General features: G+C 63.4%; 21 protein-coding genes. 6 read left to right on the forward strand and 15 right to left on the reverse strand.

The annotated features are described in order from the left end of the window. The 8 genes from ACFRFQ_RS15405 to ACFRFQ_RS15440 form a co-directional block, all read right to left on the reverse strand. Positions 1-180 carry a rubredoxin gene (locus tag ACFRFQ_RS15405; protein ID WP_378659045.1) on the reverse strand — a complete coding sequence of 60 codons (180 nt, stop codon included), beginning with the start codon at positions 178-180 and terminating at the stop codon, positions 1-3. Further along, the gene (locus ACFRFQ_RS15410; RefSeq protein WP_378659048.1) at positions 177-1,400 is read right to left on the reverse strand and encodes an alkane 1-monooxygenase; all 1,224 of its coding nucleotides are present in this window, start codon (positions 1,398-1,400) and stop codon (positions 177-179) included. Before ACFRFQ_RS15410 ends, ACFRFQ_RS15405 begins: the two co-directional genes overlap by 4 nt. Before the next feature lie 110 nt (positions 1,401-1,510). After that, positions 1,511-3,004, reverse strand: a complete 1,494-nt coding sequence (locus ACFRFQ_RS15415; protein ID WP_378659051.1) for an amino acid permease — start codon at positions 3,002-3,004, stop codon at positions 1,511-1,513. A 51-nt stretch (positions 3,005-3,055) separates the two neighbouring features. Beyond that, positions 3,056-3,982 carry a cation diffusion facilitator family transporter gene (locus ACFRFQ_RS15420; RefSeq protein ID WP_378659053.1) on the reverse strand — a complete coding sequence of 309 codons (927 nt, stop codon included), beginning with the start codon at positions 3,980-3,982 and terminating at the stop codon, positions 3,056-3,058. A 2-nt stretch (positions 3,983-3,984) separates the two neighbouring features. After that, positions 3,985-5,202 carry a mannose-6-phosphate isomerase, class I gene (manA, locus tag ACFRFQ_RS15425; RefSeq protein WP_378659055.1) on the reverse strand — a complete coding sequence of 406 codons (1,218 nt, stop codon included), beginning with the start codon at positions 5,200-5,202 and terminating at the stop codon, positions 3,985-3,987. Further along, a complete protein-coding gene (locus tag ACFRFQ_RS15430; RefSeq protein ID WP_378659057.1) occupies positions 5,202-6,308 on the reverse strand; it encodes a tobH protein in 1,107 nt (368 codons plus the stop codon). The genes manA and ACFRFQ_RS15430 overlap by 1 nt, the downstream gene beginning before the upstream one ends. 132 nt (positions 6,309-6,440) lie before the next feature. After that, positions 6,441-7,814, reverse strand: a complete 1,374-nt coding sequence (locus ACFRFQ_RS15435) for a phosphomannomutase/phosphoglucomutase (RefSeq protein WP_378659060.1) — start codon at positions 7,812-7,814, stop codon at positions 6,441-6,443. A 137-nt stretch (positions 7,815-7,951) separates the two neighbouring features. Continuing rightward, positions 7,952-8,350 (reverse strand): DUF3499 domain-containing protein, encoded by a 399-nt coding sequence (locus ACFRFQ_RS15440; RefSeq protein WP_378659063.1) that lies wholly within the window; start codon positions 8,348-8,350, stop codon positions 7,952-7,954. Between the two features lie 80 nt (positions 8,351-8,430). Here ACFRFQ_RS15440 and ACFRFQ_RS15445 point away from each other — a divergent pair, with 80 nt between their 5' ends. Next, a complete protein-coding gene (locus tag ACFRFQ_RS15445; RefSeq protein WP_138869362.1) occupies positions 8,431-8,919 on the forward strand; it encodes a metallopeptidase family protein in 489 nt (162 codons plus the stop codon). A 185-nt stretch (positions 8,920-9,104) separates the two neighbouring features. Here ACFRFQ_RS15445 and ACFRFQ_RS15450 read toward each other — a convergent pair whose 3' ends face one another. After that, entirely contained in the window at positions 9,105-9,368 is a 264-nt protein-coding gene (locus ACFRFQ_RS15450) for a WhiB family transcriptional regulator (protein ID WP_378659649.1), read from the reverse strand. Positions 9,369-9,770: 402 nt separating this feature from the next. Here ACFRFQ_RS15450 and cofD point away from each other — a divergent pair, with 402 nt between their 5' ends. Genes cofD through ACFRFQ_RS15465 form a run of 3 tightly spaced genes read left to right on the forward strand, consistent with a single transcriptional unit; the run spans position 9,771 to position 12,685 of the window. Next, positions 9,771-10,763, forward strand: coding sequence for a 2-phospho-L-lactate transferase (gene cofD / locus ACFRFQ_RS15455; RefSeq protein ID WP_033231206.1), 993 nt, complete (start codon positions 9,771-9,773; stop codon positions 10,761-10,763). Beyond that, complete coding sequence (locus tag ACFRFQ_RS15460) at positions 10,760-12,127, forward strand: coenzyme F420-0:L-glutamate ligase (protein ID WP_378659068.1); 1,368 nt, start codon at positions 10,760-10,762, stop codon at positions 12,125-12,127. The genes cofD and ACFRFQ_RS15460 overlap by 4 nt, the downstream gene beginning before the upstream one ends. Beyond that, positions 12,128-12,685, forward strand: a complete 558-nt coding sequence (locus ACFRFQ_RS15465; protein ID WP_378659070.1) for an NUDIX hydrolase — start codon at positions 12,128-12,130, stop codon at positions 12,683-12,685. 4 nt (positions 12,686-12,689) lie between these two features. Here the strand turns inward: ACFRFQ_RS15465 and ACFRFQ_RS15470 are convergent, their stop codons facing one another. From ACFRFQ_RS15470 to rfbD, 4 genes are read right to left on the reverse strand one after another with little or no spacing between them, the layout of a single operon-like run. Continuing rightward, positions 12,690-13,463, reverse strand: a complete 774-nt coding sequence (locus ACFRFQ_RS15470; RefSeq protein WP_378659073.1) for an SGNH/GDSL hydrolase family protein — start codon at positions 13,461-13,463, stop codon at positions 12,690-12,692. A 32-nt stretch (positions 13,464-13,495) separates the two neighbouring features. Continuing rightward, positions 13,496-14,575, reverse strand: coding sequence for a sugar phosphate nucleotidyltransferase (locus ACFRFQ_RS15475; protein WP_378659076.1), 1,080 nt, complete (start codon positions 14,573-14,575; stop codon positions 13,496-13,498). Further along, positions 14,572-15,492 carry a glycosyltransferase family 2 protein gene (locus ACFRFQ_RS15480; RefSeq protein WP_378659079.1) on the reverse strand — a complete coding sequence of 307 codons (921 nt, stop codon included), beginning with the start codon at positions 15,490-15,492 and terminating at the stop codon, positions 14,572-14,574. Before ACFRFQ_RS15480 ends, ACFRFQ_RS15475 begins: the two co-directional genes overlap by 4 nt. Positions 15,493-15,535: 43 nt before the next feature. Then, positions 15,536-16,390, reverse strand: coding sequence for a dTDP-4-dehydrorhamnose reductase (rfbD, locus tag ACFRFQ_RS15485; protein ID WP_378659081.1), 855 nt, complete (start codon positions 16,388-16,390; stop codon positions 15,536-15,538). A 94-nt stretch (positions 16,391-16,484) separates the two neighbouring features. On the opposite strand from rfbD, the gene ACFRFQ_RS15490 reads away from it, so the two are divergent. Together ACFRFQ_RS15490 and ACFRFQ_RS15495 are read left to right on the forward strand one after the other, a co-directional pair. Next, complete coding sequence (locus ACFRFQ_RS15490) at positions 16,485-17,999, forward strand: LCP family protein (RefSeq protein ID WP_378659652.1); 1,515 nt, start codon at positions 16,485-16,487, stop codon at positions 17,997-17,999. A 21-nt stretch (positions 18,000-18,020) separates the two neighbouring features. Then, the gene (locus ACFRFQ_RS15495) at positions 18,021-18,734 is read left to right on the forward strand and encodes a TIGR03089 family protein (protein WP_378659084.1); all 714 of its coding nucleotides are present in this window, start codon (positions 18,021-18,023) and stop codon (positions 18,732-18,734) included. Between the two features lie 20 nt (positions 18,735-18,754). Here ACFRFQ_RS15495 and ACFRFQ_RS15500 read toward each other — a convergent pair whose 3' ends face one another. Together ACFRFQ_RS15500 and ACFRFQ_RS15505 are read right to left on the reverse strand one after the other, a co-directional pair. After that, positions 18,755-21,202 carry an ABC transporter permease gene (locus ACFRFQ_RS15500; protein WP_378659087.1) on the reverse strand — a complete coding sequence of 816 codons (2,448 nt, stop codon included), beginning with the start codon at positions 21,200-21,202 and terminating at the stop codon, positions 18,755-18,757. Further along, positions 21,199-21,993 (reverse strand): ABC transporter ATP-binding protein, encoded by a 795-nt coding sequence (locus tag ACFRFQ_RS15505; protein WP_378659090.1) that lies wholly within the window; start codon positions 21,991-21,993, stop codon positions 21,199-21,201. Before ACFRFQ_RS15505 ends, ACFRFQ_RS15500 begins: the two co-directional genes overlap by 4 nt. Positions 21,994-22,059 lie beyond the last annotated feature (66 nt).

The following is a 22,059-nucleotide window of genomic DNA, read 5'->3' on the forward strand; positions in this document are numbered from 1 at the left end:
TCACTCCCCTGTCGTTGCCGAAACAGCTTCGAAGTCCAATTTTTCTCGAACGCCGCAGTCCGGACAGCACCAGTCGTCGTGGACTGCCTCCCACGGTGTTCCTGCCGGAAACCCTTCTCGCGGAGCGCCCTTCACCTCGTCGTAGACGTACTCACATACAGGGCATTTGTAGGCACTCATGCGCTCGCTCCGTACCGCGCGAGGATCTTCTCGCGCTTGCCCGGCGAGATGTTGACCCGGGTGATGTCACCGTCATAGTGGGCAATAACCTTGGGATCCATTACTTTTCGCCACAGGGGCGGTACGTATGCCAGCATGATCATGCTGGCATATCCGCTCGGAAGATTGGGTGCGCCATCCATACTCCGGAGCGTCTGATAGCGGCGCGTGGGGTTGGCGTGATGATCACTGTGACGCTGCAGGTGATACAGGAAGATGTTGGTGCAGATGTGATCACTGTTCCAGCTGTGTTCCGGAGCGGCACGCTCGTATCGGCCGCTGGCCAACTTCGTCCGCTTCAGCCCGTAATGCTCGAGATAGTTGACCGTCTCGAGCAGGCAGAAGCCGAAGACTGCCTGCAGGAACAGGAACGGCAGAATCGACAGCCCGAACACGGCGGTGAGCACAGCGAACAGCACGACCGACATCAACCACGAATGTAGGACGTCGTTGCGAATTGTCCACGGCTTCTTGCCCAATCGATCCAGTCGCGACTTTTCGAGTTCCCACGACGATCGCAGGGATCCCCAGACGCTACGCGGCAGGAAAGCCCAGAAGCTCTCACCGAATCGCGAAGATGCGGGATCTTCCGGAGTAGCCACCCGGACGTGATGACCGCGGTTGTGCTCGATGTAGAAGTGACCGTAGAAGGACTGCGCCAGGGTGATCTTGGACAGCCACCGTTCGAGATCGTCTTTCTTGTGGCCGAGTTCGTGCGCTGTGTTTATTCCGATGCCCGCAACGCATCCGACGGTGATCGCCACACCGATCTTCGATACCAGTCCGAGTCCGCCGTCGATACCGAGCCACGACAGGTCCGTCGCCGACCACAGGTAGCAGGCCATGACAAGGCTGACCAACTGGAACGGAATGTAGATGTACGTGCAATAGCGGTAGTACTTGTCGTTCTCGAGTCTTTCCATGACGTCCTCGGGCGGGTTCTCACCGTCCGGCCCGAAGAAGATATCGAGGATCGGCAGCAGCACGTACACCAGCAGCGGCCCGATCCACCACCACACCGGCGAGACCGCGTCCAGACCGATGTTGTTGAACAGAGCCACCATTCCCACTGCTATGAAAATCGCGATCGGGGGAACCAGGCCGAGCAGCCAGAGATGCCGTTTCTTGTCCCGCCACTCCCCCGATATCTGATCGGATTGTGCGCCCACGTGTGTCGACACTGCGTGCCTCCTCCATCCGGAACGACCCACGACTGTGAGTCACTTCACTCTGAAGTAGACAATACTGGCTATGTTGTAAAAAAACTATACAAATCCTGAAATTTGTACACTCACTCGATTTCGCCGCGCTCGCGCTTTCCGATCAACGAATGCCGACGGCTGTACGCGAAGTAGATGACCACGCCGATCGCCATCCAGACCACAAACCGCAACCAGGTCTCCACCGACAGATTGAACATGAGCCACACGCACGCCAGCACCGCAAGAATCGGGACAACCGGAACCCACGGAACTCGGAATCCGCGAGGCAGGTCCGGACGCGTCCGGCGCAGAACAATAACTCCGATCGAGACGAGGACAAACGCGAACAACGTTCCGATGTTCACCATTTCCTCGAGCGTGCCGATCGGAAAAACACCGGCCAGGACGGCAACCACCACACCGACAAGCACGGTGATCCGGACCGGAGTCCCATGCTTTCCGGTCGGCGCCAACCGGCGCGGCATCAAACCGTCGCGGGCCATCGCAAAAAGCACACGGGTCTGCCCCAGCATCAACACCATGACTACGGTCGTGAGTCCGGCGAGGGCACCGAACGAGATCACGTTCTTTGCCCACGTGATGTCGTGGAACGCGAATGCCGTTGCCAGATTGGACGTGTCGCCTTCGAGTTCGCGGTAATTCACCATCCCCGTGAGCACCAGCGTCACCGCCACGTACAGCACGGTGACGATGAGGAGTGAACCGAGAATTCCACGCGGCAGGGCCTTCTGCGGTTCCTTCGTTTCCTCCGCGGTGGTCGCGACGACGTCGAATCCGATGAACGCGAAGAACACCAGGCTCGCTGCCGCCAGGAGTCCGTACCACCCGAACGTGCTGCCGCCGGCGCCGGTGACGTAGGAGAACAACGACTGATGGATGCCCTCGCCGGTGCTACCTGGCTGAGACGGCGGAATGTACGGCGTGTAGTTGTCGGTGTCGATGTAGAACATGCCGACGATGATCACGAGCAGCACCACGGCCACCTTGATCGACGTGATCACCAGCGACACTCGTGAGGACAGCTTGGTTCCGGTCACCAGCAACACCGTGATGACCGCGATGATCAGCACGGCGCCCCAGTCGAAAGTGATCGGCCCGAGTTCTACGATCGGACTCCGCGAGCCCATCACCTCACCGAGATACAGCGACCACCCTTTTGCCACCACGGATGACGCCAACGCGAATTCGAGGATGAGGTCCCAGCCGATGATCCAGGCGACGAACTCGCCGAACGTCGCGTACGAGAACGTGTATGCGCTTCCGGCGACTGGAACCGTCGACGCGAATTCGGCATAACAGAGCGCCGCCAGGCCGCACGCGATCGCGGCAATGACAAAGGCCAGGGACACAGACGGCCCGGCGACATTGCCTGCCGTCCGAGCCGTGAGTGTGAAGATCCCTGCGCCGATGACCACCGCAACACCGAACACGGTGAGATCCCAGGAGTTCAGATCTTTTCGGAGCTTCGTCTCCGGTTCGTCGGTGTCCTTGATGGACTGCTCTATCGATTTGGTACGGAACAACTTGGAACGACCGGATCCGGCCTCGTCCTTGATCGCCACTGCCGCCTCCTTAGAGATGGCATCAGCCTAAGCCTGTGCGCGAGGCTTTGTTCAGGGTTTGCGAGTGACCAGTTTGTCCAGATCAGGTTCGAGGTAGATCACGCGTGCCGCCGGAACAGCGGCCCGTACACGCGCTTCCGCCTCGTCGATTGCAGTCGCGACATCCGAGATGGTCGAACCGAACGGCACGGCTACCTTGGCCGCAACCAGAATCTCCTCGGGACCGAGGTACTGAGTCTTGCAATGGATGACTCGTTCGATGCGGGTTCCGTCGACCAACGCGGCCAGGATCAGATCGTTTTCGGCGCTGGTCGCGCCTTCCCCGATCAACAGGGACTGCATTTCGACGATCAGGACGACCGCGATGATGCCGAGCAGCACGCCGATGCACAGGGTGCCGATGCCGTCGAACACCGGATTGCCGGTCACCATCGTCAGGCCGACGCCGCCCAATGCCAGCACCAGTCCGATCAGTGCGCCGGTGTCCTCGAGGAGGACAACCGGAAGTTCAGGACTGCGCGACGTACGGATGAACGACCACCACGACGCGTTTCCCTTGAGCGGACGCGATTCCTTCATCGCGGTGAAGAAGCTGAACCCTTCCAAGCACATGGCGATGACCAGGATGGCAATGGCCACTAAGGGCGAGTTGAGTTCCTCCGGATGTTGAATTTTGTGAATGCCCTCGTAGATCGCGAACAGCGAACCCAGGGTGAAGAGCACCAGAGCAACCACGAACGAGTAGAAGTAGCGATTGCGCCCGTATCCGAACGGGTGCAGCTGGTCGGCTTCCTTCTCTGCCTTCTTCTGTCCGAGTAGAAGCAGTCCCTGATTGGAGGTGTCGGCCACCGAGTGCACCGACTCGGCAAGCATCGACGACGACCCCGTGATCAAGAATCCCGCAAATTTGGCTACGGCAATTCCGGCATTGGCTCCCAATGCGGCCAGGATTGCTTTCTTTCCACCCTCTGCCGACACGACTACCGACCGACCGTGGCGCTGAAAACCTGTGCCGTTTTGCTTCGTGCCGAGATTTCCACGCGAGGTTCGTCCGCGGAAATCCACGCTGCGCGACCACGATCGAGTTCCAGTTCGCCGGCCCCACACCGCAGCGTCACGGAACCATCCGTGCACATCAGGATGCGTGGTTCCCCGGCCGGAACGACACTGTCCGTCACATCCCCACCCAACTCGATCCGCGTCAGCCGAAATTCCGGAGCGGGCGTCGGATAGACGATGTCCGCGCTGCCCGCGTGCGGCGACGGGTCGAGAATTGTGATGTCGGAACCGTTGAAGTCGAGAACCCGAAGCAATTCAGGTACATCGACGTATTTGGGGGTCAGTCCGCCGCGCAGAACGTTGTCGGAGTTCGCCATGATCTCGACAGCCAGCCCGTGCAGGTAGGCATGCAGGTTGCCGGCGGCCAGGAAGAGTCCCTGACCTGGTTCGAGGGTGACCCGGTTCAGCAGCAACGCGGCCAGCACTCCGGCATCACCCGGGTACGACTCGCCGAGTTCGAGTGCTGTACGGATCTCGGCGGCAAATTCGACGTCTCTGGACGACGCGTAGCCGATGCATCCCGCGAGGACTGCCGGCAGCAATGTTCCGAGCGCGGTGGACGGCAAGGTTATCCACGTTGTGAACAACGCCCGCAGACCGTCCGAATCCGGTTGTCCTTCAAGGAGACCGATGTACGGTTCCAGCTCGGGCACGGCCAGTGCGCGCAGCATCTTGACAGTCCTCGTCGGTTCGCGGAATCCCGCGAGCGCTTCGAAGGTGCTCAGGGCGACAACCAGTTCCGGCTTGTGGCTGCCGTCCTTGTAGTTGCGGATGGGCGCGTCCATCGGAACACCGAGGTGGTTTTCCCGGTGGAAGCCCTCTTCTGCCTGACGCGCACTCGGGTGCGCTTGCAACGACAACGGCTCCTCCGCCGCCAACAGCTTGAGCAGGAACGGCAGGCGTTCACCGAAAGCCTCGATGTTCTGCCGGCCCAATTGCCGCACCGGGTCACTGCCGAGGACATCGAGCAACGACTCACTGCCGTCGTCGGTGATGACGCGCGCAGGATCGCCCGGATGCGCGCCGAGCCACAACTCCGCCTCGGGATGTGCGGACGGCACGGGGAGCCCACGAAGTTCGGCAATAGCCGTACGCGACCCCCAGGCGTAGGACCGCAGAGCGCCCTCGAGTTCTTGCACTAGCGCGACCCACCCGTCAACTGCACGTACGCGGACGCCATGTCCACTCTCGATGCCAAGACAAACACCTGTTCCACTTCCGATACCCCCGTATTGGCGCTGTCCTCGTCCGCTGTGATCACCAGATCCGCATCGGCCAGCGCATCCATGCGTCGCGTGGCCTCGCCGCGTCCCGATTCCATGGCAAACACGAACGCCCGAACCGGGTCGATCGGCAACGGGCCGTCGAGCTCCGGATCGTGGAAGAACGGATCGTGGAAAACCGAATCGTGAGCCCCGGTTGTCGGAGCGAACAGGGCCCGGGCCGCTGCGATCACATCCGACAGTTCACCGGAAGCCGCGGAGCGCCCCGATGCCAGAAGCGACGCGCTTGCGTAGTCGGCAAGACCCGTGGCAACCGCGCCGAGGCCACACACGACCACTCGGCGATCACGCATTCTGGTAGCCAGGGATTTAGCCGGATTGTGAAACACCTCGTTCGACACACCGTCGCTGATGGCCTCGGCGTCGACGGCGTCCGCGATCCGATCGAGGGACGACGGTCCGGCTTCGACCTTCTCACGGTCGAGCTCACGGTGGTCGAGCGCCGAGACCACCGCAACGAAGACCGCGAGAAAGCGCATCATCGTGTGGCGCGGAGCCGTGAACACACGTGCAGGCAAAGTCATCGTGCGCCCGGCCGCCACTGCCCGCATCGGTCCCTCTTCGGGAACCGCGACAACAACTTCTGCGCCGCGGCGTACCGCCCCGTCGACGGACTCCACCAGACGCGAATCCCCGGCGTCGTCGCCGGCTACCACCACTACGTCGAGGGGTCCGACCCACGACGGCGTCCGGTCGAGCAACACCAGAGGGCACGGCACAGCATTACCGAGCAGGGCGACCGCGATCCGGGCGGCGTATCTCGCGCCGGCCGATCCCGCGATCAACACGATGCTTCGTGGCCGCAGTCCGGCCAACCGATCGAGCGAGCCTTCCGCGACCGCCGAAGCCGTCGAACGAATCTGTGCGCCCCCCATGGCTACCGAACGCAGTAGCCCCTCCGAATCGGCAGCTGACAATGCGTCACTGTCGTCGAGGTCGAGGAGCGGTGTCGGCGCTGTCATCTCACCGCACCCCCTTCTCCGTAACAACTTCTCTCGCAACCAACGTCGACCGCAGCACTGCGTGCGCGGATAGTCCCCCAACTATCCCAGGCGGCCGACGCGCCGACAAACCAATCGAGCAGAAAAATGAACTCAGCCTCGAACGATCGCCAGAATCTCGCCGACCAACGCATCGACATCTGCCTGCGTCGGAGCTTCGACGTTGAGTCGGAGCAACGGTTCCGTGTTGGATGCCCGCAGGTTGAACCACGCGTTACCCGACAAGTTGATCGTGACACCGTCGAGGCGGTCGACGGAGTCGGTGCGGTCCGCGAACGCCGCAAGCACGGCAGCTGTTCGATCGGCTGCATCGGCAACGGTCGAGTTGATCTCACCGGAAGCGCTGTACCGGGTGTACTCGGCCATCAGTTCCGACAGCGGCCGATCCTGCTCACCGAGTGCGGCCAGCACGTGCAATGCGGCCAGCATGCCGGAATCGGCCCCCCAGAAATCGCGGAAGTAATAGTGAGCGGAATGTTCGCCGCCGAAAACTGCGCCCGTTTCGGCCATCTGCTGCTTGATGAACGAATGGCCGACGCGGGTGCGGATCGGAACGCCACCCAGTTCGGTGACCAGTTCCGGCACCGCGTGCGAGGTGATGAGGTTGTAGATGATCGACGCGCCGGGCTCCTTGGCCAACTCGCGCTGCGCAACCAGTGCCGTCACGGCGGACGGGGACACCGGATCGCCCTTTTCGTCGACCACGAAGCAACGATCCGCGTCACCGTCGAAGGCAAGACCGACATCTGCGCCTGTCTCACGGACATATGCCTGCAGATCGACCAGGTTGGCCGGATCGAGCGGGTTCGCTTCGTGATTGGGGAACGAGCCGTCCAATTCGAAGTACAAGGGCAGAACTTCGAGCGGCATCGGACCGAAGACGGCGGGCGCAGTGTGTCCACCCATCCCGTTACCCGCGTCGACGGCAACCTTCATCGCACGCATCTCGGACAGGTCGACAAGCCCGCGCAAGTAGCTTGCGTACTCGTCGAGCACATCGCGGCCGCTGACTGCGCCGGCTGGACCGTCGAACTCGGGAACTCCCGAGACAACCTCACCCGAGATGACAGCAAGACCGGTGTCCTGACCGACCGGCTTGGCGCCCGCGCGGCACAACTTGATGCCGTTGTACTTCGCGGGGTTGTGGCTTGCGGTGAACATCGCGCCGGGGCAGTTCAACAACCCGGAAGCAAAATAGAGTTCGTCGGTCGACGCCAGTCCGATGTGAACGACGTCGAGTCCCTGCGCGACGACACCCTCGGCAAACGCAGCCGACAGTGCGGGTGAGGACTCGCGCATGTCGTGACCGATCACGACAGTCGACGCAGCGCCCTCCTCGTCGCGAACCAAACGGGCGAACGACGCGCCGACATCACGGACAAAATCTTCGTCGATCTGCTCACCGACCACGCCACGGACGTCGTACGCCTTGATGATTGCAGCAACCGACTCGGCTGTTCGCCCCACTGAATTCATTCTCCTTGTGTGCGCATCCGACGGACATTTTCCGCAGGACACTGGAAGTTCGCAAGACGCTGGAAGTTCTGAGCAAGCCTAATGCTTCACGCGCGACTACGGGCGGTCAGGCGAAAGCGGCCGACAATTCAGGCCGACGGATCCGGCAGAACACGCAGGTGACCGCGACGACCCGTGCGGACCGTGGGCGGTGCAACGGAACGGGCGTCCTCGCCTGCGGACACACCGGTGTCCTCGCGTCCCTTGGTGCGGTCACCGAAACCTGCCTCACGGACAGCTTCGGCAAGAGCGGTCAAATCGTCTTCGTCCGGGGTGCTGCTCGAGAATCCACCCTCGTACCGGACCATTTCCCAGCCCTTCGGGACCGTGATACGCGACGCATGGTTGTCACACAGATCCCACGAGTGCGGTTCAGCGACGGTCGCGAGAGGACCGACTACCGCAGTGGAGTCCGAGTAGACATACGTCAACGTCGCAACGGCGGGGTTCTTGCACCCGGGGCGGCAGCAGCGACGCAGAGATCTCACAGGTACGGAGCCTAGCCCTCCCCGCGGCGGGAACCTACTCGGACACACCGACGGAGCGTCACTGTCGTAATCTCGACGGCATGTCACGCTCCCCCCGCCGACGGTCGGTCACCACCCGTTCGATCGAACGGCACGGCCGCGGCCTGCGCGGACCGTTGTTGCCGCCGGAAGTTCCGGCACGGCGAACCCGAGCGGAGAAATTCGATCTCCTCGTGATGGACGCGTTTGCGCCGGTGGACCTGGCGTGGCATGACCGGCTGAAAAAACTCGACATCGCCGTCGACGAGGTTCCCAAGATTTTTGCCCGTGATCCGGATTCGGTGAACTGGCCACCGGAAGTTGTCGCAGACGGACCTGTTCCACTCTCACGTTTGATTCCCGCGGGCATCGATCGCCACGGCAAAACGACACGTGCGCGAATCGTGTTGTTCCGTAGACCGCTGGAGCAGCGCGCCAAGAATCCGGACGAACTCACGGATCTGGTTCACGACGTGCTGGTGCATCAGGTCAGTACGTTTCTCGGTGTCGACCCGTCAGTGATCGATCCGACGTTTCCCGAAGAAGACTGAGCCAAGAAGACGACTGAGCTATGAAGAAGACTGAGTACCCTTGCATCAGGGCCGAAAGTCCATATTCCTGAAAGACAAGTATCCCTGAAAGTCTGTGCACGACCTGCAATTCCCCGTTGCAGGTCAAGACTTTTCGCAGACCGTCCCGTCAGCCCCGACGCTGACAGAACCGATTCAGCAGCAGATCAGACGATCCCCCGCTTGAGACGCCGACGCTCGCGCTCCGACAACCCTCCCCAGATTCCGAACCGTTCGTCGTTGGCGAGTGCATAGTCGAGGCACTCGTCACGAACCTCACAGCCGAGGCAAATTCTCTTGGCTTCCCGAGTAGATCCACCCTTTTCGGGGAAGAACGCTTCGGGATCGGTCTGTGCACAAAGCGCACGTTCCTGCCATTGATCCTCGATGGTGTCGAACAGTTCCTCGAAGCCGGTCACGAGACTCAGCACCGGCCGAGTTGTCACCGCCTCGATATCACTGCAGGCACCTTCTGCTGCGCCTGCTTGGGAATCGGTCTGCGGTTCGTAGCTCACTGTCATTGCCAGAGCACTGATCTCGACATTTTCATTGGGCATCGTTCCGCCTCCTCACCTGTAATAGCGCAGAATTTCACTCCGTATTTCAACCCATTTCAACCCCACCCCGTTGACCACTCGAAACTACGTTCGAATGTGGTCCCGCTGCAGGCAAACTCGCCGACATCGGTGGAATGACACATTTGAGATTACACACGTCCAGCGTGTCGCGGTCAAGCTAATGCACAGGAATCCATTAGTATTCCGGCCCCAGTTTTGCCCCTGACACACCGCCCAGCAGACACGGGAAGTCGAGCACCGCCTAGGCTTTGTCAAGTGAACGTGACTGTATTGGTTGGCGGCGTCGGCGGAGCTCGTTTCCTCCAAGGAGTGCAACATGCACTCGGCATCTCCGGTGGTGAAACGCTCGAGAAATATCAAGGCCCACACCGGATCACAGCGGTGGTCAACGTCGGCGACGACGTCTGGATGCACGGTCTGCGGATCTGCCCCGACCTCGATACCTGCATGTACACCCTCGGCGGCGGCATCGACACCGAGCGCGGATGGGGCCACAAGGGCGAGAGTTGGAACGCGAAAGAAGAACTCGCCGCGTACGGCGCAAAGCCGGACTGGTTCGGGCTCGGCGACCGCGATATCGCCACCCATTTGATCCGGAGCCAGATGCTCAGAACGGGCTATCCACTCTCCGCAGTTACCGAAGCGTTGTGCAATCGTTGGAATCCCGGCGTTGACCTCATCCCCGTCAGCGACGACCGCAGCGAAACTCACGTAGTGATCACCGACCCGGAAGACGGCGAGCAAAAAGCGATCCATTTCCAGGAGTGGTGGGTACGTCACCGCGCTCACGTCCCGACTCACAGCTTTGCTCATGTCGGCGCCGAACAGGCCAAGCCGGCTCCCGGAGTGCTCGAGGCGATCGAGAACGCGGACGTTGTCCTGATCGCTCCATCCAACCCGGTTGTCAGTGTCGGCGCGATTCTGGCCGTGCCCGGTATCCGTGGCGCACTACGCACCACCGCTGCCAAGGTGATCGGCCTCTCCCCCGTGATCGGTGGAAAACCGCTGCGCGGAATGGCGGACGAATGCCTCGACGTCATCGGCGTCGAGACGACGTCCGAAGCAATCGGTCGCCACTACGGCGCCCGGTCGATCAACGGCATCCTCGACGGTTGGCTGATCGACGAAGGTGACACCGCCGACGTCGACGGTGTGGATGTGCGCGCCGTACCGCTGATCATGTCCTCTCCCGCGGCCACCGCCGAGATGGTGGCCACAGCATTCGATATCGCCGGAGTGTCGCTGTGACGACTGACACGACCGATCAGGCCCCCGGCGACCACTCGCCCGGCGCAGCCATCGAAGTGATTCCCGTTCAGGGTCTTCCGGAGTTCCGCCCCGGGGACGATCTGGCAGGCGCCCTCATCGAGGCAACGCCGTGGCTCCGCGACGGCGACGTCCTTGTCGTGACGAGCAAGGTGTTCTCGAAGGTCGAAGGCCGCATCGTCTCGTCCCCGACCGACCCCGACGAGCGTGACGCCGCACGGCGCGTTCTGGTCGATCAGGAAGCTGTACGCGTCGTAGCGCGCAAAGGCCGGACCCTCATCACGGAGAACAAGCTCGGGATCGTTCAGGCTGCGTCCGGCATCGACGGCTCGAACGTCGACGGAGCCGAGTTGGCTTTGCTTCCCGTCGATCCCGACGGTAGCGCTGCCGCGCTCCGTGCTCGAGTATTCGAGAGCACCGGCAAGGACGTCGCCGTCGTGGTGACGGACACCATGGGCCGGGCGTGGCGCAACGGACAGACCGACGCTGCAATCGGCGCTGCCGGAATCCCGGTGTTGCACGGCTACCTCGGAGCACAGGACAGCCAGGGCAACGATCTCATCGTGACCGAGATCGCCGTGGCGGACGAAATCGCCGCCGCCGGCGATCTGGTCAAGGGCAAGCTCGGCGGTGTCCCCGTTGCCGTCGTGCGCGGCCTGCGTTTCCAGGACAACGGTTCCACGGCCCAGGATCTCATCCGGCGCGGCGCCGACGATCTGTTCTGGCTCGGCACGGCAGAAGCAACAGCCATGGGCCGCGGCCAGGCGCTGCTTCTGCGCCGCTCCATTCGCAGCTTCACCGAGGAACCTGTCGACGCCGACGCAATTCGGTTGTCCATCGCCGAGGCGCTGACCGCGCCGGCGCCGCACCACACCCGACCCGTTCGCTTTGTGTGGTTGCGCACCAACACTATTCGTCAGCAGTTACTGGAAGCACTGCGCGAGAAGTGGCTGGCCGATCTGCGCGCCGACGGACGCACCGAGGAGTCCGCGCAAGCACGCGTCGCTCGTGGCAACATCTTGTTCGACGCCCCGGAAGTTGTCATCCCGTTCTGCGTCCCTGACGGCGCGCACAGTTACCCGGACGAGCGCCGCAGCGCTGCGGAGTCCACGATGTTCACCGTGGCCGCTGGAGCGGCAGTACAGGGTTTGCTGGTCGCGCTCGCCACCCGCGAGCTCGGCAGTTGCTGGATCGGTTCGACGATCTTTGCCGCCGACACGGTGCGCGAACATCTTGGCGTGCCTACCGAGTGGCAACCGCTCGGCGCCATCGCTATCGGTCACCCCCTCGAACCGCTCACACCCCGTACGGCTCCCGCGCCCGGCGACGCATTGGTGGAGATGTAGGTGAGCGCCGAGACTCTACACACGTCCGCCACAGATGTTCTGGAACAATGGATTACGCCGTCAGCGCACGACGAGTCCCTCCGGCACACCATGTTGGCGTTTCTCGGCTCCGCACCCGACGGCTGCCTTCGTCGTCATGCGCCCGGGCACATCACCGCGTCGTCGCTGGTTGTCGACGAGAGCCTCCAGCACGTCCTGCTCACTCTGCATCCGCGCGTCGGGAAGTGGATTCAGCTCGGCGGACACTGCGAACCGAGCGATGACACCGTGATCGATTCGGCGTTGCGGGAAGCTCGCGAGGAATCGGGCATTCACGATCTGCGCATCGACCCCGCACTTCTCTCCGCGCACACACACCCGATCACGTGTTCACTCGGCGTCCCGACGCGTCACCTCGACCTGAGGTTTCTTGTTGTGGCACCGGACAACTCGCCGATCGTGCGCAGCGACGAGTCGACGGACCTGCAGTGGTGGCCCGTCGACTCTCTCCCCGCCAACGCCGAGCACGAGACCGTCGACCACATGATCTCGCTGGCGAGGTTGCGGCGTCAGGCCTGAACCTTCAGGCTTGGAAAGCGGGCGCCAACTCGGGGCGCTTGGCGCTGACTCCGTCACCGGAGGACACACCCTTGACCCGCCGAGCCAGCCACGGCACCAGGAACTCTCGGGTCCATTGACGGTCTTCGCGCCGGGCCTCGGTCTTCGTCTGCACAGGCACAGGACCGAGATCGGGTGCGGTGAGCGTGTGCTCCACGCCGATGGCATCGAGCACGTGAGCTGCCATGTTCTGATGTCCGGCCGGTGACATGTGCAGGCGGTCGAAGTCCCACATCCGCAGATCCTGGTACTCGGCGAACCGCCAGAAGTCGACGATGGTCGCGCCGTGCCGGTCGGCTACTTCGCGCACCAGTTCGTTGTAGATGGCCATTCGCCCGCGGAGTTTGCCGAAGAACGCCGACCACCCGGTGTCGTAGGCGGTGAACATCACGACGCGAGCACCGGATTCGGTGAGCGCAGCAATCGCGGTGTCATAGCGGGCGACCACGGCGTCGAGGTCCAACTTCGGCCGCATCATGTCGTTGCCGCCGGCGTAGATCGTCACGAGATCCGGCTTCAGGGCAAGCGCAGGCCCCAACTGTTCTTCGATGATGGGACCGAGTAGTCGACCACGAATCGCCAGATTCGCGTACCGGAAATCCGGGTTGCCGATTGCCAACTGCTCCGCGACGCGTTCGGACCAACCTCGTAGTCCGTTGGGGAATCGCTCGTCTGTGTCGCCGACACCCTCGGTGAACGAATCACCGAGGGCGACGTAGCGGCTCGGAAATGAAGTCATCCGGCCAGTATTCCAGTTGCGAAGCTCAACAATCACACATCTGTGCTGAAACGCACGCCGCCGTCGGGCAGCGTCACACCGGGCCAGACCCGAGCGCCACGGAGCAATTCGCAGCGCGCGCCGATGTCGGCGCCGTCACCGATCACCGCGTCGCGGACGAGAGCGCGAGGTCCGACCCGAACACCGAATCCGAGGATCGATCGCTCGACGACGGCCCCGGCTTCCACCACGGCTCCGTCGAACAGGATCGCGCCGTCGAGGCGGGCACCGGCGCCCACTTCTGCGCCGCGCCCGACAACCGTGCCGCCGATCAGCACCGCTCCGGGAGCCACGCCGGCACCGGGATGCACCAGAGACTCACCGCGCGGGCCCTCGAGTGCGGGTGACGGTGCGATACCGCGAACCAGGTCGGCGGAACCACGGACGAAGTCCTCCGGAGTGCCCATGTCACGCCAGTACGACGTGTCGACGTGACCGAAGACGCGCTTGCCCTCCGCCAGCAGGTTCGGGAACACTTCACGCTCGACCGACACCGGGCGCCCCTCGGGGATTTGCTCGATGATCTCGCGTTTGAAGACGTAGCAGCCGGCGTTGATCTGATCGGTCGGCGGATCCTGGGTCTTCTCCAGGAACGCGGACACCCGGCCGTCTTCGTCGGTGGGCACACAGCCGAAGGCGCGCGGATCGCCGACTCGGACGAGGTGCAGGGTGACATCCGCATCCGTTTTCGTGTGAGTGTCGAGAATCGCGTTCAGGTCGGTGCCGCCGAGTACGTCACCGTTGAACACCATGATGTTGTCGCCGCGGAGTTTCGGAAGGACGTTGCGGATACCGCCACCGGTTCCGAGCGGTTCGCTTTCGAAGACGTAGTCGATCTCGAGGCCCATCTTCGATCCGTCGCCGAAGTAGTCCTCGAACACCTCTGCCTTGAACGACGTACCGAGCACGACGTGCTTGATGCCCGCAGCTTCGATCCGCGCGAGCAGGTGCGTCAGGAAAGGCAGACCGGCCGTCGGCAACATCGGCTTGGGGGCCGACAAGGTCAGCGGGCGCAGGCGAGTGCCCTTGCCGCCTACCAGGATTACCGCGTCGGTCGGAGTAGGTTCGGTCATCGTTGTTGTCCCCTGGGATTCGAATCTGAAGTGTCGTCGGTCGGGTGGTCTGTGCGAGTGCGATCGCGGACTGCGGATGCGACGGCGATCTTGGAGCGAAGCGCCAGGCCGCCGCGCAGCGCCAGGCGCAGCGGGGCCTGCCACCAATGCGGGTGGCGGTCGGCTTGGAAACGGTAGGCACTGCGGTGGTGCGCCGGCAGCATCAACTCCGGATGACGCCCTGCCGCATGCCCTTTCGCGTGGGTTACCTCAGCGGCGGGTACAAACACGTTGAGCCAACCCGCTTTTCCGAGGCGATCACCGAAATCGACGTCCTCCATGTACATGAAGTAACGGGAGTCGAATCCGGAGATCGCATCGAAGGCATCCCGGCGAACGAGCAGGCACGACCCGGACAGCCAGCCGACTGCGCGCTCGGTGAGTGCCTCGTTCTCCTGGCGGTAGCGAGTGGTCCACGGATTCTTCGGCCACACCGTGCCCAGAATTGCGTGTCCCGCACCGGAAGTGATGTCGGGCACCGATCGCGCCGACGGGTACACGCTGCCGTCAGGTTCGAGGACCTTGGGCCCCAGTGCACCGGCCCTTGGCCACCGATTTGCCGCAGACACCAATTCGTCGAGTGAACCGGGGCTCCATTGGACGTCCGGATTGGAAATCACGATGAATTCGATAGCGGGATCGATCTCTGCTACAGCCCGATTTATCGCGCCGCCGTACCCGATATTTCCACCGGTACGGAGCAGACGGACGTGCTCGTACTTGCGCTCAGCGGCCTCGGGAGTTCCGTCGGTCGACCCATTGTCGGCCATGATGACCTGGGGTTTTTCTGTCGTCGCCTCAGCGAGTGTGCTCAAAAAGTTCTCGAGATGCTCGCCGGGCGAGTACGTCACCGTTACCACGGCCAGCTTGGGACTCACGCCGGTCAGCCTAGCCGCCCGGAGCGCTCCATCTGAACTTTGCTCACGCGATTGCGTCGTGAAGCGCCTCACGCCACGGCCGCAACGGGGTCAAGCCCGCGTCCGCCCACGCATCACCGGACAACACGGAGTAGGCGGGGCGCGGCGCCGGGCGCACAAATGCGGCGCTGGTGCACGGGCGTACGCGGTTCGGATCGGCACCGACCTCCTCGAACACCGCGCGCGCCAGATCGAACCAACTGGCCTGCCCGGCATTGGTGGCGTGCAGCGTCGAGGTTCCCGTGAACGGGCGCGACGCCAATTCCAGCAGACCGGCTGCCAGGTCGACGCTGTACGTCGGCGAACCGACTTGATCGTCGACGACGTCGATGAAGTCACGTTCACGTTCGAGGCGGCGCATCGTGCCGACAAAATCGCCGGCCTCACCCGAGTAGACCCAGGCTGTGCGAACGATCACGGAATCGGCGCCGGATTTGCGCACGGCTTCCTCGCCGGCGAGCTTCGTGCGGCCGTAGACCGTCGACGGCCGGGTGGGCGAATCGACCTCGTAGGGGCTGTGTGCGTCACCGGGGAAGACGTAGTCGGTGGATACGTGGATCAATCGGGCACCCGCCCGAGCGCAGGCCGACGCCAGGTTGCTCGGACCGGTCTCGTTCACTGCCGTAGCCGCTGCCTCATCCGACTCCGCGTCATCCACTGCCGTGTACGCGGCGCAGTTGATCACCACCGTCTCGGGGGAGAGAACATCGGACGTCAGAGCCCGCTCCACAGCATCACGATCGGTGATGTCCAGCTGCGCTGACCCCAGGGCGACAACGCTTCGACCCGCCGAGAGCGCAAGCGATTCGATACGGCTTCCGAGCTGGCCGCGTGCCCCTGTGAGCAGGATATTAGTCATACCCGTCAGTTTGGCACGCCGCCGCCAGGTACCCGACCTGGAGCGAAGAGACCAGTAACCTGGATGGGTGTCCCACCAGCAACCCCCACGCCGCGTGCGTCCGCAGCCTGCGCCTAGTCGACCGAAGACCAGTCCAGGCCGGATCGCCATCGCTGTCGTGTCGGTCCTGGTGTTACTGGTCACCGGCTTTGCGTGGCGCGGGGTGGATTCACTGCGCAATTCGCTCGCCACCGCCAGCGGTCTCGGTTTGGGCGGCGGCAAGGACGGCGCCATCGACATCCTCATGGTGGGAACCGACAGCCGGACGGATGCGCACGGAAATCCACTCACCCAGAGCGAGTTGGATTCACTGCGCGCCGGTGAGGAAGTTGCGTCCAACACCGACACCATCATCTTGATCCGCGTTCCCAACGACGGCAGTTCCGCGACCGCGATCTCCATTCCCCGTGACGCGTACGTCAACGTCCCCGGCATCGGGATGTCGAAGATCAACGGCGCTTTCGGAGCAACCAAGGAGACCGAGCGCCTGCGTCTGGTCAACAACGGAGCCAGCGAATCGGAGTCGGACCGCAAATCCACCGAAGCCGGTCGCGAAGCACTCATCGAATCCGTCGCGAACCTGACGGGAATCACCGTCGACCATTACGCCGAAGTAGGTCTGCTCGGATTCGTCCTGCTCACCAATGCAGTCGGCGGCGTCGACGTGTGTCTCAACGCGGCGGTGAACGAACCGCTCTCCGGCGCAAACTTTCCGGCCGGCCAACAGACCCTCGACGGATCGAACGCCCTCAGCTTCGTCCGGCAACGTCACGATCTCCCCCGCGGAGACCTGGACCGCATCGTGCGTCAGCAAGTCTTCATGGCCTCCCTCGTCAGCCAGGTCCTCAGCGCAAAAACACTCAGCGATCCCGGCAAACTCAGCTCGTTGACCAACGCTGTGTCACGCTCGGTCGTGATCGACGATGATTGGGACATCATCGAATTCGCGAAACAACTGCAGAATTTGGCGGGCGGCAAAGTCCAGTTCGAAACCATCCCGGTGCTCGACATCAACGGTATGACCGATTACGGCGAGTCGATTGTCAAGGTCGATCCGAAAGAGGTCAAGAAATACGTGGCGAACCTCGTCGGCGCGGACGTCGAGGAAGAGGAGACGACCTCGGCGGCACCCACCGTCGATGCGTCGAAATTCACCGTCGACGTCGCAAACGCCAGCGATATCGCCGGCCTTGCGAGCGGAGTCTCCGAAGCACTGAGCGCACTCGGCTACCGAGAGGGTGACGTCGGAAACAACACGGGCGCAGACGTATCCGAGTCAACGGTCTTCGCGAAATCCAAGGACGACGACGCGGCCCTTGCCGTCGCCGAAGCATTGGGCGGTTTGAGTGTGAAAGCGGATTCGTCGTTGCCCTCGAACACCGTTCGGGTTGTTCTCGCTTCCGACTACTCCGGTCCCACGTCCGCCGATTCCGTGTCGCCAACGGATTCCGAGTCGGTGTCGGCTTCGGGGACACAGGACTCGGCGAGCACCACCGAAACCAGTCCGACGCCCGCTCCCGCCGGCCCGCCGATCGATGCGGCATCAAATGGACCACGCTGTGTCAACTGAAGCTCTGCGTAAACTGAGCGGATGCCTTCAACTGCCGACAATCTGACCGACGCACTCCTCGGACCGATCCTCGCGGCCGACCCTGCGGGACCACGCATCACGTACTACGACGACGCGAGCGGCGAGCGCATCGAGTTGTCGGCAAGCACACTGGCGAACTGGGCTGCCAAGACCGCAAACATGGTGCGCGACGAGTTTGCTCTCGAGCCGGGAGCAAAAGTGATTGTGCTGCTGCCGGCCCACTGGCAGAGCGTTGCCGTCCTGCTCGGAGTGTGGTGGGCCGGGTGCGAGGTTGTCCTCTCCCCCGAGTCGGACGCCGAGCTGGCCTTTGTGACGGCGGATCGCCTCGATGACGTCGCCGATGTCCCCGAGGTCGCAGCACTGTCCCTCGACGCATTCGGCAAAGGCCTCAGTGACCTGCCGATCGGAGTTGCGGACTACGCGACGTCCATCCGCGTGCACGGCGATCAGTTCCGCGGCGCCGGCGCCGGCGCGGCTCTGGAAGGTCGATCGGTTGCGGAAACCGTACGCGCGGCAACTGAATCCGCCGCTGCTCGTAACCTCACGTCACCGGACCGGGTCATGTCCGGTGCGTCGTGGGATTCGGCCGAAGAAATGATCGACGGTTTGCTGTCGGTGCTGGCGGCCGGTGCGTCGCTCGTGCAGGTAACCCACCCGGACGCAGATGCTACCGCGCGCCGAGTGGGCACCGAGAAGGTCACGAAGCAGTTCTGATCACACTCAACCAGGCAGTCTCAACTCGACAGTGCTGTGACGGGTGAGACCATCCCGGCCCGGCGGGCGGGCAGGAGTGAGGCGATTACTCCTGCGATCCCGCCGATCAAGGTGATGGCCACCAACTGTGCCCAAGGCACGGCGCCGAGCGACACGTCGCCAAGTCCGAAGACCGACGCCGTTCCCGCGACTCCGAACACCAGACCGAAGACAACACCGATCACCGAGGCGACCCCCGCAACCAACAGAGCTTCCCAGATCAGCATCGCTCGAATCCCCTTCCTGGTCAGTCCGAGTGCGCGCAGCAGTCCGGATTCTCGACGCCGCTCGAGAACGGAGAGCGCGAGGGTGTTCCCGACGCCGATCAGCGCGATCAGTACAGCGACGGACAGCAATCCGGCAACCACCATGAGCATGGTGTCGAGGATCGAATCGAGCGCCGAACGCATCTCGGTCATACCTTGAACGTCGCTACCCGGCGCCACCTGGCGCGCGAGTTCGGTAATGCGGTCCGTAACGGCGAGCGCCTCCTCGTCAGTGGGGGTGTCGAGTCTGACCCAGTACGCATCGATGGCCGGGGTGGATGCCGCCGCCAGGTCTGCTCGATCCACCAATGCGGGTTGACCTTTCACACCCTCGATGACACTCACGGTCAGTGGTCCACGATCTCCGCGCACGGTGACGGTGTCGCCTGCGCCGAGTCCGTAGTCGCTCAGGTCCGCGGGCGAGAGCACGAGTCGGCCCGGCGCCGGCACTGAAATATCGGTACGCAGAACGTCTTTCACCTGCACCGCGTCCACACCGTATCCCTGTAGGGTCCCGTGACCGTCGAGCACCAGGTCGGCATTGACCAGGCCGCTGACGGCCCGCACTCCTGCTATCGCATCGATGTCGGCGCCCAGGTTCTCCGGCAGTGACGCGGATCCGGAACTGCTCACCATGACATCGACCGGAAACTGGCTGTCCATCGCGCCCGGCGCCGCGTCTTTCACCGTGGCGATACCCACCACCATGGTGCTCGTCAATGCCACCCCGATCAGCAATGCCAGTGCTGTCGCGGAGGTTCGGCGCGGATTCCGGCCGGCGTTGCCTGCTGCGAGTTCGCCCACCGAGCCGATCATCCGGCCGAGGACACCGCCGGCCGCAGTGATCAATGCCGGCACGATCCGACCCGCCAGGGCTGCGACGCCGACAAATGCGAGCAGCCCGCCGACGGTTGCCACCAACACCTGCTGTCCGATCACACCCAGCACTGTCGCCGCGATGCCGCCGAGTAGCGCCACGACGCCGAAGGCAACCCGAACCACCGAAGCCGCCGCGCGTTCGGGCTTCGACTCCATCGGTACCAGCGCCGCCAACGGCGACAACCGCGTTGCCGCACGGCCGGGCGCCGACGCCGCGACCATCGTCATCACGATTCCGACGACCAGCCCGACCAGCAGAGTCACCGGTGTGACGGTCAGAGTGGACAGCGGCACCGGTACGTCCGCCGCAGTGGACACCGCACCGATCGTGGCCGCCATTCCGATGCCCAGTCCCACTCCGAGTATCGATGCGATCACACCGACGGCGCCGGCTTCGGTCCGGATGCTGCGACGCACCTGCGTGGCGGTCGCGCCCACACACCGCAGCAACGCGAGTTCCTGCGTTCGAGCAGCCAACAGAACCGCAAACGTGTTGGCGATGACCAGTGCCGCGACAACGACCGCAACCGCACCGAAGGCCAGCAGCACGGTACTGAGAATGTCCGTACCGCCGAGGTACTGCGCTGCGGCGGCGTCAGTGGCGGATTCCGCACTGACAACGCTCGACCCAGCCGGCAGCGCGGCGGCCACCCGCTCCACTAGTTGATCCGGCGTCACCGAACCGTCACCGACGATGCGGAACTCGCGGGAGGCCGAGTCCCCCGCCCACATCGCTGCCTGCTCCGGTGTGGCAAACACCTTGGTGCCGCCGAGCCGTTGCGCCGACCCGCTCAGATCAACGAACCCGACAACCCGACCACGCGGGTCGGCGGCGCCATCCTCCGAATTTGCAGCGGTCACGATGATCTCGCCGCCGAGGGGAATTCCCGAATCGGCGCTCACGAGAACCTCTCCCGGCGACGTCGGCCAGTCCCCTTGGGTGAGACTTTGCCAACGCAGCTGCGGGCTGTCGGACACAGACAGCACATCTCCGTAAGACACGCCCTGCTCCGCGGAATCGACCCGCACGTAGCCCGCGATATCCTCGGCCACTGCCGACACACCCGGGACGCCGCGCACTGCCTCGAGGCTCACGTCCGGACCGGACGCGACCGCGTCCGTCATGTTGTACTGCGCCGCAAGCGATGTCCGCACACTGGCGGTCACCGTCGAACTCAACGTCAACGTCGCGACGATGTAACCGACGGCGATCACGACGGCCAGAATCGACGCGACGTATCGGCCCGCGTGCGCCCGGGCCTGAGCAAAGGCAAGTTCCCTCATCGGAATACACCGACGGTCGAGGTGGCGTCTGCAGTGGTGTCGAGATCGTCCGCCCCGAGTCCACGCATCGCAGCCATCACCGAATCAACGGTGGGGCCGGAGATCTCACCGGCAGTACGACCGTCCGCAATCAGCACCACACGGTCGGCGTACGACGCCGCAACCGGATCATGGGTCACCATGACCACGGTCTGCCCACTCTCCCGGACGGCAGTGCGCAACAAACCGAGAACTTCTGTGCCGGAACGTGAATCCAGATTCCCGGTGGGCTCGTCGGCAAAAATGACGTCCGGCTGCGGCAACAATGCTCGCGCCACCGCGACGCGCTGCTGTTGCCCGCCGGACAGCTCGTGCGGCAGGTGGTCAAGTCGCTGGGACAGGCCGAGGGTCGTGACCACTTGATCCATCCACGCGGGTTCGGGTTCACTGCCGGCCAGCTTCATCGGAAGCACCATATTTGCGCGGGCCGTGAGCACCGGAAGCAAGTTGAAGGCCTGGAATACGAAACCGATCCGCTCGCGGCGCAATTCGGTGAGTTCGGTGTCGCCGAGCTTGGTAATCTCCGTGTCTCCGAGATAGACCTGCCCACCCGTCACCGTGTCGAGGCCGGCCAGGCAATGCATGAGCGTCGATTTTCCGGAGCCGGACGGACCCATGATCGCCGTGAACATTCCCCGGCCGAAATCCACGTCGATGCCGCCCAAGGCATGGACGGCGGTATCGCCGCTGCCGTAGACCTTTGTGACGCCGCGCGCCGTGATTGCCGGCGCGATATTCCTGTGCTGATTCATGTCTACGACGCTATGGGAGCACCGGGGGCGAGCGCGTCGGAGCGCGGACCGATTTCGGGTTCACCG

It is taken from the genome of Rhodococcus sp. NPDC056743, from assembly GCF_042790355.1.
Classification (GTDB): Bacteria; Actinomycetota; Actinomycetes; order Mycobacteriales; family Mycobacteriaceae; genus Rhodococcus_F.